At 68.5% G+C, this 13,322-nt stretch carries 13 protein-coding genes; 7 read left to right on the top strand and 6 right to left on the bottom strand.

The genetic code is table 11. From position 1 onward, the window contains the following. Positions 1-58: 58 nt before the first annotated feature. A complete protein-coding gene (locus G432_RS06315; RefSeq protein ID WP_015457993.1) occupies positions 59-1,660 on the top strand; it encodes a carboxyl transferase domain-containing protein in 1,602 nt (533 codons plus the stop codon). Positions 1,661-1,704: 44 nt separating this feature from the next. On the opposite strand, the gene G432_RS06310 is transcribed toward G432_RS06315, so the two are convergent. Beyond that, complete coding sequence (locus G432_RS06310) at positions 1,705-2,034, bottom strand: GIY-YIG nuclease family protein (RefSeq protein ID WP_041864826.1); 330 nt, start codon at positions 2,032-2,034, stop codon at positions 1,705-1,707. Positions 2,035-2,105: 71 nt separating this feature from the next. Here G432_RS06310 and G432_RS06305 point away from each other — a divergent pair, with 71 nt between their 5' ends. Together G432_RS06305 and G432_RS06300 are read left to right on the top strand one after the other, a co-directional pair. Next, complete coding sequence (locus G432_RS06305; protein ID WP_015457991.1) at positions 2,106-4,013, top strand: acetyl/propionyl/methylcrotonyl-CoA carboxylase subunit alpha; 1,908 nt, start codon at positions 2,106-2,108, stop codon at positions 4,011-4,013. Between the two features lie 83 nt (positions 4,014-4,096). Next, complete coding sequence (locus G432_RS06300) at positions 4,097-4,555, top strand: MaoC family dehydratase (protein WP_015457990.1); 459 nt, start codon at positions 4,097-4,099, stop codon at positions 4,553-4,555. A 30-nt stretch (positions 4,556-4,585) separates the two neighbouring features. Here G432_RS06300 and lldD read toward each other — a convergent pair whose 3' ends face one another. From lldD to G432_RS24420, 4 genes are all read right to left on the bottom strand, one after another. Beyond that, the gene (lldD, locus tag G432_RS06295; protein ID WP_015457989.1) at positions 4,586-5,725 is read right to left on the bottom strand and encodes an FMN-dependent L-lactate dehydrogenase LldD; all 1,140 of its coding nucleotides are present in this window, start codon (positions 5,723-5,725) and stop codon (positions 4,586-4,588) included. A 72-nt stretch (positions 5,726-5,797) separates the two neighbouring features. After that, positions 5,798-6,436, bottom strand: coding sequence for a protein-L-isoaspartate(D-aspartate) O-methyltransferase (locus G432_RS06290; RefSeq protein WP_202192028.1), 639 nt, complete (start codon positions 6,434-6,436; stop codon positions 5,798-5,800). 51 nt (positions 6,437-6,487) lie between these two features. Continuing rightward, the gene (locus tag G432_RS06285) at positions 6,488-8,041 is read right to left on the bottom strand and encodes a sensor histidine kinase (protein WP_015457987.1); all 1,554 of its coding nucleotides are present in this window, start codon (positions 8,039-8,041) and stop codon (positions 6,488-6,490) included. Positions 8,042-8,109: 68 nt separating this feature from the next. After that, positions 8,110-8,289, bottom strand: a complete 180-nt coding sequence (locus G432_RS24420) for a NepR family anti-sigma factor (RefSeq protein ID WP_041864825.1) — start codon at positions 8,287-8,289, stop codon at positions 8,110-8,112. A gap of 285 nt (positions 8,290-8,574) precedes the next feature. Between G432_RS24420 and G432_RS06275 the strand changes: the two genes are divergently transcribed. The 3 genes from G432_RS06275 (at position 8,575) to G432_RS06265 (ending at position 10,297) form a co-directional block, all read left to right on the top strand. Beyond that, positions 8,575-9,372: a response regulator gene (locus G432_RS06275; protein WP_015457986.1), complete on the top strand. Its 798-nt coding sequence runs from the start codon at positions 8,575-8,577 to the stop codon at positions 9,370-9,372. A gap of 100 nt (positions 9,373-9,472) precedes the next feature. Then, entirely contained in the window at positions 9,473-9,610 is a 138-nt protein-coding gene (locus tag G432_RS23680; RefSeq protein ID WP_015457985.1) for a hypothetical protein, read from the top strand. Positions 9,611-9,664: 54 nt separating this feature from the next. Beyond that, positions 9,665-10,297, top strand: a complete 633-nt coding sequence (locus G432_RS06265) for a sigma-70 family RNA polymerase sigma factor (protein WP_015457984.1) — start codon at positions 9,665-9,667, stop codon at positions 10,295-10,297. Between the two features lie 45 nt (positions 10,298-10,342). On the opposite strand, the gene G432_RS23675 is transcribed toward G432_RS06265, so the two are convergent. Next, positions 10,343-10,534 carry a hypothetical protein gene (locus G432_RS23675; protein ID WP_170112688.1) on the bottom strand — a complete coding sequence of 64 codons (192 nt, stop codon included), beginning with the start codon at positions 10,532-10,534 and terminating at the stop codon, positions 10,343-10,345. A gap of 83 nt (positions 10,535-10,617) precedes the next feature. Between G432_RS23675 and G432_RS06260 the strand changes: the two genes are divergently transcribed. After that, positions 10,618-13,293 (top strand): bifunctional [glutamine synthetase] adenylyltransferase/[glutamine synthetase]-adenylyl-L-tyrosine phosphorylase, encoded by a 2,676-nt coding sequence (locus tag G432_RS06260; RefSeq protein ID WP_144062114.1) that lies wholly within the window; start codon positions 10,618-10,620, stop codon positions 13,291-13,293. The last annotated feature ends 29 nt before the right edge of the window (positions 13,294-13,322 follow it).

Raw genomic sequence — 13,322 nt, 5'->3', positions numbered from 1 at the left:
CAATCGCAAGGGAGCGCGAATGGATGCTGAAACAAGTTCAGCATGACGAGGCGGCGGCATGACCGCGCCCGTCCTCACCTCCGCCGTCGATACGGCTTCCGAAGCCTTCCGTGCCAATGCCGCGCACAACCGCGCGCTGGTGGAGGAACTGGGCGCGCGCGTCGCCGCCGCCGCGCTGGGCGGGCCGGAAGCCTCGCGCCAGCGCCATGTGGCGCGGGGCAAGCTGCTGCCGCGCGATCGGGTGGAACGGCTGCTCGATCCCGATTCCCCCTTCCTGGAGATCGGCCAGCTCGCCGCCTGCGACATGTATAAGGGCGAGGCGCCCGGCGCTGGCGTGATCGCCGGCATCGGCCGGGTTTCCGGCCGGCAGGTGATGATCGTCGCCAATGACGCGACGGTGAAGGGCGGCGCCTATTTCCCGATGACGGTGAAGAAGCATCTGCGCGCGCAGGAGATTGCCGAGCAGAACCGCCTGCCCTGCGTCTATCTGGTGGATTCGGGCGGCGCCAACCTGCCGCACCAGGCGGATGTCTTCCCCGATCGCGATCATTTCGGCCGCATCTTCTTCAACCAGGCGCAGATGTCCGCCAAGGGCATCCCCCAGATCGCCTGCGTGATGGGAAGCTGCACCGCCGGCGGCGCCTATGTGCCGGCGATGTCGGACGAGACGATCATCGTCCGCAACCAGGGCACCATCTTCCTCGCCGGCCCGCCGCTGGTGAAGGCCGCCACCGGGGAGATCATCTCCGCCGAGGAGCTGGGCGGGGCGGAGACGCACGGCCGCAAATCCGGCGTGGTCGATCATGTCGCCGAGAATGACGAGCACGCGCTCACCATCGTCCGCGATATCGTCTCGACGCTCAACACCGTGCCCGCGATCGACGTGGACATCGCCGATCCGCGTCCGCCCAGGTTCGCGGCGGACGAGCTTTACGGCATCATCCCGCCGGACGTGCGCGCGCCCTATGACGTGCACGAGGTGATCGCCCGCATCGTCGACGGATCGGAATTCCACGAATTCAAAGCGCTCTACGGGACCACGCTGGTCTGCGGCTTCGCGCGGATCTGGGGCATGCCCGTGGCGATCCTCGCCAATAACGGCGTCCTGTTCTCGGAAAGCGCGATGAAGGGCGCCCATTTCATCGAGCTGGCCTGCCAGCGCCGCGTGCCCCTGCTGTTCCTCCAGAACATCTCGGGCTTCATGGTCGGCGGCAAATATGAAGCCGGCGGCATCGCCAAGGACGGCGCCAAGCTGGTGACGGCGGTGGCGACGGCCACCGTGCCCAAGATCACCGTGCTGATCGGCGGCAGCTTCGGCGCGGGCAATTACGGCATGTGCGGCCGGGCCTATTCCCCGCGCTTCCTGTTCACCTGGCCCAACAGCCGGATCAGCGTGATGGGCGGCGAGCAGGCGGCCAGCGTCCTCGCCACCGTCCACCGCGATGCCGATAGCTGGACGCCGGAGCAGGCCGAGGCCTTCAAGGCGCCGATCCGCCAGCGTTACGAGGACGAAGGCAATCCCTACCACGCCACCGCGCGGCTGTGGGACGACGGCGTGATCGACCCCGCCCAGACCCGCGACGTGCTGGGCCTCGCCTTCGCCGCCACCCTCAACACTCCGATCCCCGAACGCCCGGCGTTCGGCGTGTTCCGGATGTGATGGCCGGGACGATGCCAAACTTGAATCGTCACCCTGAACTCGTTTCAGGGTCCATCGTGCGGCATATGCCGTCCTGCCGGTTCAAATCCCAAGCCAATCGCCAGATCGATCCAATTGGGATTATCGGATTCGATCAGGTTGATCTTCCAGTCGCGATGCCAGCGTTTGACCTGCTTTTCGCGCGCTATGGCGGATTGCATATCCTCGAACATCTCAAGCCGGACCAGCCGATGCACGCCGTAGCGAGAGGTGAAGCCCGGTATCGTGCCGGTGCGATGCTGATGCAGCCGCACAGGCAGGTTCGAAGTCACGCCGATGTAGAGTGTTCCGTACCGGTCGCTGGCAAGGATGTAGACGCAGGGCTGGCGGCTCATTCTGCCCTGGATAGCATGAAACAACTGGAGAGATGGATGCTGAAACAAGTTCAGCATGACGGGGTGGGTTTGTGCTGACCTCCCTCCTCATCGCCAATCGGGGCGAGATCGCCTGCCGGATCATCCGCACCGCGCGCCGGCTCGGCATCCGCACCGTCGCCGTCTATTCGGATGCCGATGCGGATGCGCTGCACGTCCGCCATGCTGACGAGGCCGTGCATATCGGCCCGTCGCCGGCGCGCGAATCCTATCTGGTGGGGGATCGCATCATCGCCGCCGCCAGGGCCAGCGGCGCGGAGGCGATCCATCCCGGCTACGGCTTCCTTTCGGAAAATGCCGGCTTCGCGCAGGCGGTGATCGACGCGGGGCTGATTTGGGTCGGCCCCGATCCCGCCAGCATCACCGCCATGGGGCTGAAGGATGCCGCCAAGAAGCTGATGCAAGATGCCGGCGTGCCGACCACGCCCGGCTATCTGGGCGACGACCAGTCCGACGCGCGCCTCCAGGCGGAAGCGGATGCCATCGGCTATCCGGTGCTGATCAAGGCGGTGGCCGGCGGCGGCGGCAAGGGCATGCGGCGCGTGGACGCCGCCGCCGATTTCGCCGATGCGCTGCTGTCCTGCCGGCGGGAGGCGGCGGCCTCCTTCGGCGACGATCGTGTGCTGATCGAAAAATATATCCTGTCGCCCCGCCATATCGAGGTGCAGGTGTTCGGCGATCGCCATGGCAATGTCGTCCACCTGTTCGAGCGCGATTGCTCGCTCCAGCGCCGGCACCAGAAGGTGATCGAGGAGGCGCCCGCGCCGGGCATGGACGCGGAAACCCGCGGGGCGATCTGCGCCGCCGCCGTCCGCGCGGCGAAGGCGGTGGATTATGTCGGCGCCGGCACGATCGAGTTCATCGCCGATGCCTCGGCGGGCCTGCGCGCCGATCGCATCTGGTTCATGGAGATGAACACGCGGCTGCAGGTCGAACATCCGGTGACGGAGGAGATTACCGGCGTCGATCTGGTCGAATGGCAGCTCCGCGTCGCTTCCGGGGAGCCGCTGCCGATGCGGCAGGAGGATCTGGCGATCAACGGCCATGCGGTCGAGGTCCGGCTCTATGCCGAAGATCCGATCAGGGGCTTCCTGCCCTCGGTGGGCGTGCTGGAGCTGCTGGACCTGCCCGGCGCCCCCATCCGCGTCGAAACGGGCGTGGCGGAAGGGGACGGCATCTCCTCCTTCTACGATCCGATGATCGCCAAGCTGATCGCCCACGCGCCCGATCGCGCGGCGGCGATCGGGCGGCTGGCCGATGGCGTGGAATGGATGCGGCTATGGCCGGTCGCGTCGAACGCGGGCTTCCTGTTCCGGGCGCTGCGCCATCCCGCCTTCCTGGCCGGGGATGTCACCACCGCCTTCATCGCCGATCATCAGGATGCGCTGATGCCGCCCCCCGTGCCTGATGCGGGCGGGTGGAAGCTGGCGGCGCTCGGCCTGATCGGGGATTATGAGGATGGGCTCGGCGCCCTCCTGAACGGGCCGGCGCCGTGGACCGCGATCGAGGGCTTTCGGCTCAACCAGCCGCGCCGTTCGGCCATCGCCCTGTCCTGCGGCGGCGAGACCCGGGTGATCGACGTCTGGCAGGGGGGTGAGGTCGGCGGCGCCAGCCAGCGCGTCGGCGACGATCTCGTGCTGGTGGAAGGCGGGCAGACCTACGGCTTCCGCCTCGCCCGCTTCGATGGCACGGGCGGCGGCGGGGCATCGGACGGCGCGATCCTTTCGCCCATGCCGGGCCGGATCGTCTCGGTCGACGTCGCGGAAGGGCAGGCCGTCGCCAAGGGGCAGAAGCTGCTGGTGCTGGAAGCGATGAAGATGGAACAGGCGCTGATCGCCCCGTTCGACGGCATCGTCGCCGATCTGAAGGCGGTTGCCGGCGCGCAGGTGGCCGAAGGCATCACGCTCGCCCGCGTCGAAAAGGATGCGAAGGCGGAATGATTCGCCCGCTTTAACCTGTTTGACGGAAGTTGCCGGCATGATCCGGCCGGAATCGACGCGCAAGAACAATATAGGGGATGATTGTGGCAGGTCGTTGGTATGAAGAATGGAAGGTGGGCGATCGTATCGTCCACGATATCCGCCGCACGGTGACGGAGACGGACAATCTCCTTTTCTCCACCATGACGCACAATCCGCAGCCGATGCACATCGATGTGGAAGCGGCCAAGGCCAGCGAGTTCGGCCAGATCATCGTCAACGGCACCTTCACCTTCGCGCTGATGGTAGGGCTTTCGGTCGCGGAAACGACGCTCGGCACGCTGATCGCCAATCTCGGCTACGACAAGCTCGCCATGCCCAAGCCCGTGTTCATCGGCGATACGATGCGCGCCGAAACCGAGGTGGCGGAGCTGAAGGATTCCCGGTCCCGCCCCGATGCCGGCATCGTCACCTTCCGGCACGAGCTGTGGAACCAGCGGGACGAGGTCGTCTGCCGCTGCCTGCGCATGGCACTGGTGAAGCGGAAGCCCGTCGCGGCCTGAACGATGGCGCGGCGGCCGGGCGCCGCCGGCTCAGGCCAGGATGCCGCGATCGATCGCGCCGATGCTGGTGACGCCGGTCAGCGCCATCGCCACGCGCATCTCCGCCTCGATCAGTTGCAGCATGTGGGCGACGCCGGCCTGTCCGCCGCCGCCCAGCGCATAGGCCCAGGCGCGGCCCAGCATCACCCCCTTGGCCCCCAGGGCCAGCATGCGGACCACGTCCAGCCCGGAACGCACGCCGCCATCGGCCAGCATGGTCAGTCTGTCGCCCACGGCATCGGCGATCGGCGGCAGGGCGCGCGCGGTGGAAAGCACGCCATCGAGCTGGCGCCCGCCATGGTTGGAAACGACGATGCCGTCCGCGCCCGCGGCCGCGGCGGCGCGGGCGTCCTCCGGGTCCAATATTCCCTTCAGCACCAGGGGGCCGTCCCAATTCTCCCGCACGAAATCCAGGTCAGCCCAGGTGACGCGCGGGTCGAAATTGCTGCCGACCCAGCCGAAGAAATCGTCGATCCCCGATTTGCGGCCAAGCACCGGCGCGACGTTGCCAAGCTGGTGCGGCCTGCCCAGCAGCCCGACGTCCCACGCCCAGCGCGGCCGCATCGCCGCCTGGGCATAACGGCGCGCCGCCGACAGCCAGCCGGAATTGCCGGCAAGGCCCGACCGGTAATCGCGATACCGGGTGCCCGCGACGGGCATGTCCAGCGTGAACACCAGCACGGGGCATTCCGCCTCGCGCGCCTGCTGCAGGAGATCGCGCATGAAGCCGCGATCGCGGATCATGTAGAGCTGGAACCAGATCGGCGCGGGGGCTGCCCTGGCGACCTCGCCGATCGAGCAGACCGACACGGTGGAAAGGGTGAAGGGGATATCGGCCTTCGCCGCCGCGCGCGCGGCCTGGGTTTCGCCGCGCCGGGCATACATGCCGGAAAGCCCCACCGGCCCCAGCATCACCGGCATGGCGATCTGCCGGCCGAACATCTCGGTCCGCAGATCGATGCCGGAAACGTCGTTCATCACCCGCTGGCGCAAGGCTATCGCCTCGAGATCGGCGATATTCCGGTGCAGCGTCACCTCGGCATAGCTGCCGCCATCGATATATTCGAACAGGAAGCGCGGCAGCCGCGCCCTGGCGATGGCCCGATAATCGAGCGCCGATGCCGCCTTCATCCATGATCTCCCGGTGATGCGCCAGATTAGGAAGCGGCGTCCGGGCAGGCAAGCCGCGATGACCGGGCGGATTCAGCCGTCGGCGGCGATCAGCGGCACGAACCGCACGTCGCCGAGGTCGGCTTCCGCCAGCCCGCCATCCTCCCGGCGCGTCAGCCGGATCAGCCGCTGCTGGCTGGCCGGCCCGAGCGGCAGCACCAGCCGCCCGCGCGCCGCAAGCTGGTCCGGCAGCTCGGGGGGCAGGGCGGCGGCGGCGGCCGGCACCAGAATCGCGTCATAGGGCGCGTGCGCCCGCCATCCGCGCGTGCCGTCCGCGGCGATGATCGTCACATTGTCGATGCCCAGCGCCCGCATGCGTTCGCCCGCCGCCCGGGCCAAAGCGGGAAGCCGTTCCACCGCATGGACGGTGTGGGCGATGCGCCCCATCACGGCGGCGGCATAGCCCGATCCGGCGCCGATCTCGAGCACATGGTCCTCCGGGCCGATCGCCGCCGCCTCGATCATCAGCGCGACGATATAGGGCTGGGAGATGGTCTGCCCCTCGCCGATCGCCAGCGGCTGATCGCTATAGGCCAGCGCGCGCGCCGCCTCCGGCACGAAAAGTTCGCGCGGCACCTGCAGCATCGCATCGATTACACGCGGATCGCTGATCCCCCTGGCAATGATCTGGTTGTCCACCATGGCCCTTCGCGGGCCTGATGTGTCGTTCATGTTATGGCTCTCCCGTCCCAGCGCAACGCAGCCGGGCGGGACAAGTTGCGTTCAGTCGTGGCGATCCGCGACGATCGGAATTTCGATCGCCAGCCGCCCGTCCGTTCCGCGCCGCAATGGCGCGCGCAACTGGCGGGCCAGCCCTTCGGTGACGCGCTCGAACCGGCTGATCGCCGGATGCTTGCGGCATTTTTCGTTGGCAAGTCCGGGGGCTATCAGCTCCACCAGCGCGCGATCGGGCCGATCCGTCAGGCCGAGGCGGATGACGAGGCCGCCCGCCGGATCGCAGCTCATCGCCATTTCGGCCACCTCGGTGATCAGGAAGGATACCGGCACGGCCACGTCCTGCGATGCCGCCGCCGGCATGATCTCCAGCCGGACCGGCATCGCCGCCGCCTCGCCCGTCGCGGTGCCGCGCAGGTTCGATGCAAGCTCGCCGACGAGGGCGCGCAGGTCGACGCCGCGATTTTCCTCCAGCTCCGCATAATGATGGCGATGCACGACAGCCAGCGCATCCACCCGGCGCTGGATCGATGCATAGGCATCGCTCGCTTCCTCGCCGCGCGCGCCGCGCGCGTGGAGGTTGATGAGGCTGGAGACGACCTGGAGGTTGTTCTTCACCCGATGGTGCACCTCGCGGGTGAGGCGGGTCTGGCGCGCCAGACCCTCCGCCAGATCCGCCTCATGCTGCAACTGGCGGGCGGTGGCATCGGAAAAGGCCTGGGCGAGGCTGCGTATCTCCTGCGAGGGCGTCGTCATGGCGGGCGCGCGCAGCGGGCCTTCCGTGCTCGAATAATTGCTCACCGCCTGCTGCAGGCGGGCCAGCGGGCGCAGCACCAGCCGGTCCATCACCAGCCAGCCGATCAGCCCCGCCGCGATCCACATCAGCACGGGCAGCAGCACCATCAGCAGCTCGATCGCCCGCATCGGCGCGACATTGGCCCGGAGTTCGAGGGCAAGCTGCCCGCCCGCCACGGGGGAGGCGACCTTCAGCGTCTGGTCCAGCGCGCCGAGATTGCCCTGGCTGGCCAGGTTGAGGCTGGCATCGCCCTGCCACAGCAGCAGGGTGATGGCATTGGCGCTGGCGGCGGGCGCCGCGATCCTGGCCAGCGTCTCGCGCGGCACCTCGGCGGCCATCAGCCAGTGATTCTGGGCGATGGTGATGCGCATCGCGTTTATGCCCTGGGCCAGCAGCGCCTCGGCGCCGATGCCGGGGGCGGGCGGGGTGATGCTGGCGCTGGCGAAGCCGGTGGTCGCGCAGATGCGCCTGCCGGCCAGGTCGAACAGGCCGAAGCGGACGCCCGCCGGCTGGCTGGCGGCCAGCGTGTCGAGCGATCGGCGGCAGGCGGCGGGCGGCGGCGCCGCGTCGCCGATCTGCACGGCCATGGCGGACATGTCGCGCGCGATGGCGGCGGTCGCGGAATCGAGGCGGCGGGTGCTGTCGGCGGCCATCACCCGGATGGCGGCCTCCCGCGCGAAACGGTTGCTGTTGGCGGATTCGAGGGAGGCGAGCAGCGCGATCAGGCCGAGCGGCAGCAAGGCCATCGACAAGATCAGCAGCATCTTGAAACCCGTCGACAGCCGCGCGAAGCGGTTGCCGATCACGGCGTCGAACCTCGTGAAGGGAAAGGGGAAAGGGCAGTTCGGCTAGGCACGATCGGGAAGGGGTCCAGTCAGTTGAGCTTGCCCAGCAGATCCAGCATGTCGCCCGGCACCTGTTCGCTCAGCGCTTCGTCCCATACCGACCGGAGAGCCTGGCCTATATGGGAATCATTGCCTCGACGCGGTTTCGCCGGTGCCTGACCTGTCTGGTCGGATTCGACCGGTCTCTCCTTTTTTCCGTTCGCCGCCAAACTGTTTCGTCCCCGATCCGAATGCGCCAAGCGGCCCGCGACGGCCGTTCGTCATTGGCGTCCGGGCCGCGCTGCCATCCCCCATGGGGCCGCTCTGCGTGACCGGAATAAAATGCCGACTTGGCGATGGAAACAAAAAACTCCGCCGATTGTTCCGGTTGTTGATGGTGATCGGCAAAATCGCGGAGGGGAAGGGCGGCGGCCCGCGCTTGCATCCTCCGCGGGCCGGTCGCACAACGGGCGCCGAAAGTGCGGCGTCGCGCAGATAGACCCAAAGGGGAACGCATGTCACTCGGCCAGGAACTCGCGCCACATCTTCCTTTCCTTCGCCGCTATGCGCGGGCGTTGACGGGAAGCCAGCAGCACGGCGATGCCTATGTCCGGGCGTGCCTCGAGGCCATCGTCGCGGCACCGGGCGATTTCCCGCGCGATGTCGATGCGCGGCTGGGGCTTTACGGCATGTTCCAGCGCATCTGGTCCTCCACCAACGACAATGACGAGCCGGAAGCCGCCCCGCCCGAGGGCGATCGCGAAGGGATCGCGCGGGCGCGGCTGTCGCGGATCACGCCGCTGTCGCGGCAGGCGCTGCTGCTGACGGCGATGGAAGGCTTCACCAGCGAGGATGTCGCCTATCTGATCGGCGTCACGCCGGAGGATGTAAACCGGCTCGTTTCGGAGGCGCTGGAGGAGATCGAGCGCCAGACCCAGGCCGAGGTGCTGATCATCGAGGACGAACCGATCATCGCCATGGATCTGGAAACCATCGTCCGCGATCTCGGCCATGACGTGACGGGCGTGGCGGTGACGCGGGACGAGGCCGTCGCCCAGGCGCTGGCGCACCGCCCCGGCCTGGTGCTGGCGGACATCCAGCTCGCCGACGACAGCTCCGGCATCGACGCGGTCAAGGATATCCTGGCGCGCTTCTCCGTGCCGGTGATCTTCATCACCGCCTTCCCCGAACGGCTGCTCACCGGCGAGCGCCCGGAACCCACCTTCCTCATCACCAAGCCCTTCCAGCGATCCACCGTGAAGGCGGCGATCGCGCAGGCCCTGTTCTTCGACGAAAGCACGGTGCCGGCCTGAGACGAGCGCGGTCGCGAACCGTTGTCTTTCCGAACCGAATGGAACCCGCCCACAGGCCCCGCGTTGGAATCCAACGGACAACAGCCTGTGAGAGAAGAAAATGGCAGAGGATCGGGTCCATCTTTCGAAAACCGAGGCGCGGGCCGGCGTCACGCCGCACGTGGTGCGTTATGTGCTGGCCATTTCGCTGCTTCTGGTCGTCATCGCCTTTGCCTTCACCCTCGGCATCTTCGGCTGAGCGCGCCTTTTCGCGCGCCGCCGCGCCGCGCCCCTATTTCAACGGGAATCCCGAATGACAGATGAAGACCGCCCGACGGGCGAGGACGGGGCTCCCCCGCCGGCGCCGCTTTCGGACGAGGCGTTCAAGACCGAGCTCGCCAGCGTCATCCCCCATCTGCGCGCCTTCGGCCGTTCGCTTTCGGGCAATCGCGATCTGGCGGACGATCTCGTCCAGGAAACGCTGATGAAGGCCTGGGCGGCGCGCCAGCGCTTCCAGGCAGGCACCAACATGCGCGCCTGGACCTTCATCATCCTGCGCAACCTCTTCCTCTCCCAGATGCGGCGCGCGCGCTTCAAGGGCGAGTGGGACGAGCTGACGGCCGCCCGCGTGCTGGCCGCGCCCGCCAGCCAGGATCGCCATGTCGAGCTGGGCGACATGCAGCGTGCGCTGCTCCACCTGCCGCAGCCGCAACGCGAGGCGCTGATCCTCGTCGGTGCCGGCGGCTTCGCTTATGAGGAAGCGGCCGAAATCTGCGGATGCGCGGTCGGCACCATCAAGAGCCGGGTGGCGCGCGGGCGCGTCGCGCTCGAACATCTGCTGAACGAGGGGAAGCTGCCGTCGCGGCGCAGCTATGAAGGCCATCCCAACCAGACGGCGCTGCAGTCGATCATGGACGAGGTCGACGATCTCAGTCGCGGGCGCTGAGCCCGCCCGCAGGCGCCGCCCGGCCGGGCCGCGCCATCCGCCTCCTCAATCCAATTGCCGGATAAGTTGCCGCCACTCGGCGGGAATCTCGGCCATTTCAGGGCGATAGGCCTGGCGCAGCGCGTCGCCTACCCCTTGGCCGGCCCGTGGCGGCGCAGTCAATTCCACCACGGCCTGATGCATTGGTCCCGTTCCATCCTTTGTGTCGCGTGAAAGATCCATGACGATAGAACGCATCGTGCGGCCCTCGGTTGCGGCTCGTTTGCCACTGTCTCTCAAAACTTGATCGTTCGGCCGCGCGGCTTATGCAGGCTGGCATGATGTCCGCTCCGTCCGTGGCGATCGATCGCGCCTTCGCCCATGCGCCCTTCCTGCGCCGCGCGGCCGAACGATGGCCCGGCATCGCCGCCCTGATCGCCGCCGGCGACGTGGCGGACGCGCTCGCCGCCGCCCGGCAGGCGGGGGAAGGGGAGGAGGATGTCGGCCGCGCTCTCCGGCGCCAGCGGCAGGCGCTGGCGCTGGCGGTGGGGCTTGCCGATCTCGCGGGGCTGATGCCGTTCGAGGAGGTCGTCGGCACGCTTTCCGATTTCGCGGACCATGCGCTCGACCGCGCGATCGCGGCGGCGATCGCCGAGCGCACGCCGGGCGAGGAGCCCCGGGGCTTCGCCGTGCTGGGGCTGGGCAAGCATGGCAGCCGGGAACTCAATTATTCCTCCGACATCGATCCGATCCTGATCTTCGACCCGCAAACCCTGCCCCGGCGGGAACGGGACGAGCCGATCGAGGCGGCCGTGCGGATCGGCAAGCGCGTGGTCGAGCTGCTCCAGGCGCGCGATGATGCCGGCTACGTCTTCCGCGTCGATCTGCGGCTGCGCCCGTCGCCCGAAGCCACGCCGATCGTGCTGCCGGTGGAGGCGGCGATATCCTATTATGAATCGAGCGCGCTGCCCTGGGAACGCGCCGCCTTCATCCGCGCCCGCGCCGCCGCCGGGGATAAGGCGCTGGGCGAGGAATTTCTCGCGGCCATCCGCCCGTTCGTGTGGCGCCGCGCGCTCGATTATGGCGCGCTTCGGGAGATTCGCGCGCTTTCCCGCCGCATTCGCGATCATCATTCGCAGGGGCAGAGCTTCGGCCCCGGCTTCGATCTGAAGCGCGGGCGCGGCGGCATCCGCGAGATCGAATTCTTCGCGCAGATCCACCAGCTCATCCATGGCGGGCGGGAACCGGCGCTGCGCGCGCCGGCCACGCTCGATGCGCTGGCGGCGCTGGCGGCGGCCGGCCGGATCGACGGGGGCGAGGCGGCGGTGCTGGCCGATGCCTATCGGCTGGAACGCACGATCGAGCATCGCCTGCAGATGGTGGAGGACCAGCAGACCCACAGCCTGCCGCGCCAGCCCGAGGCGCTGGACAATGTGGCGCGCCTCCATGGCGTCGAGGATGGCGGCGCGCTGCTCGCGCTGCTCCGCCCGCATGTCGAGGCGGTGGGCCGCATCTATGATTCGCTGGACGAAGGTCGCCCGGAAGGGCTGTCGCACGATGCCGATCTGATCGAGGCGGCGCTTTCCGCCGCCGGCTTCCCCGATGCGCCCGCCGCCCGCGCGCGCATCGAATCCTGGCGATCGGGCGGGCCGCGTCCGCTGCGTTCGCCCGCCGCGCGCGAGGCGCTGGAAGCGGTGCTGCCGGGGCTGGTCCGGGCGTTAGGCCAGGCGCCCGATCCCAATGTCGCGCTCAACCGCTTCGACGATATCGTTTCCCGCCTGCCCAGCGCGATCAACCTCTTCCGCCTGCTGGAAGCGCGCCCGGCGCTGGCGAAGATGGTGGCCGACGTGCTGGTCCACGCGCCCACCCTGGCCGAGGCGCTTGGCCGGCGGCCGACATTGCTGGATGGCCTGATCGATGCCAGCGCCTTCGATCCGCCGGCATCGGTTGCCGATCTCGTCCGCGAAATCGGGCAGGCGGAGCCCGGCGACGATTATCAGATGCTGCTCGATCGCGCGCGCCAGCGCGTCGGCGAAAAGCGGTTCGCGCTCGGCGTGCAGCTGATCGAACGGGCCAGCGACCCGCTGGACGTCAGCCACGGCTATGCGCGGGTCGCGGAAGCCGCGCTGGTCGCGCTGGTCGATGCGACGGTGGCGGAGTTCGAGGCCGCGCACGGCCGCGTGCCTGGCGGCGGCCTTGCCATCCTTGCCCTTGGCCGGCTGGGCGGGGCGGCGCTCACCCATGCGTCCGATCTCGATCTGATCTATCTTTTCGATGGCGATCACATCGCCGAATCCGACGGCGCAAAGCCGCTCGGCGCCACCCAATATTATAACCGGCTGGCCCAGCGGGTGACGGCGGCGCTCAGCGTGCCCACCGCATCAGGCCCGCTTTACGAGGTGGATACCCGGCTGCGGCCGTCCGGCGCGCAGGGGCTGCTGGCGGTCTCGGTCGATAGCTTCGCCCAATATCAGCGCGACAGCGCCTGGACGTGGGAGCATATGGCGCTCACCCGCGCCCGCCCCGTCTATGGCCGGCCCGACGTGCGCGCCGCCATTGCCGGGATCATCGCCGATACGCTGGGCGCGCCGCGTGACGCGGGCCAGCTTATCGCCGACGCGGTCAAGATGCGGGGCGAAATGGCGCGTCACAAGCCGCCATCGGGGCCTTTCGACGTGAAGCTCATCGAAGGCGGGCTGGTCGATTGCGAATTCGCCGTCCATGTCCAGCAGCTCCGCCACCGCACCGGCTTCGATCCGCGCCTGGGTGAGGCGATCCGCATGCTGGTGGACGATGGGCTCCTCTCGCCCGATCTGGCCGTCGCCCATGCCCTGCTGGCCCGCATGCTCGTTACCTTCAGGCTGGTTTCGCCGCGCGGGGGGGAGCCCTTGCCGGTGTCCCGCCCGCTGGTGGCGGAAGCCTGCGGCCAGCCCAATTGGGATGCGCTCGTGATCGCCTATGATGCCGCGCGCGCGGTCGTGCGGGACGAATGGGCCAGGGTTTCGGCCGGCGCGTGACGCGCGCGGCGTTCAATCGAAAGGAACGG

The sequence above is a fragment of the Sphingomonas sp. MM-1 genome, from assembly GCF_000347675.2.
Taxonomy (GTDB): Bacteria; Pseudomonadota; Alphaproteobacteria; order Sphingomonadales; family Sphingomonadaceae; genus Sphingomonas_E; species Sphingomonas_E fennica.
This window is presented reverse-complemented; position numbering and strand designations above follow the sequence as displayed.

Excerpts from the sequence above, each read along its gene's own strand:
- G432_RS06315 (WP_015457993.1), top strand. The coding sequence starts at position 59 with ATGACCGCGCCCGTCCTCACCTCCGCCGTCGATACGGCTTCCGAAGCC.
- G432_RS06310 (WP_041864826.1), bottom strand. The coding sequence starts at position 2,034 with ATGAGCCGCCAGCCCTGCGTCTACATCCTTGCCAGCGACCGGTACGGA.
- lldD (WP_015457989.1), bottom strand. The coding sequence starts at position 5,725 with ATGAAGGCGGCATCGGCGCTCGATTATCGGGCCATCGCCAGGGCGCGG.
- G432_RS06290 (WP_202192028.1), bottom strand. The coding sequence starts at position 6,436 with ATGAACGACACATCAGGCCCGCGAAGGGCCATGGTGGACAACCAGATC.
- G432_RS06275 (WP_015457986.1), top strand. The coding sequence starts at position 8,575 with ATGTCACTCGGCCAGGAACTCGCGCCACATCTTCCTTTCCTTCGCCGC.
- G432_RS23680 (WP_015457985.1), top strand. The coding sequence starts at position 9,473 with ATGGCAGAGGATCGGGTCCATCTTTCGAAAACCGAGGCGCGGGCCGGC.
- G432_RS06265 (WP_015457984.1), top strand. The coding sequence starts at position 9,665 with ATGACAGATGAAGACCGCCCGACGGGCGAGGACGGGGCTCCCCCGCCG.
- G432_RS23675 (WP_170112688.1), bottom strand. The coding sequence starts at position 10,534 with ATGCGTTCTATCGTCATGGATCTTTCACGCGACACAAAGGATGGAACG.
- G432_RS06260 (WP_144062114.1), top strand. The coding sequence starts at position 10,618 with ATGTCCGCTCCGTCCGTGGCGATCGATCGCGCCTTCGCCCATGCGCCC.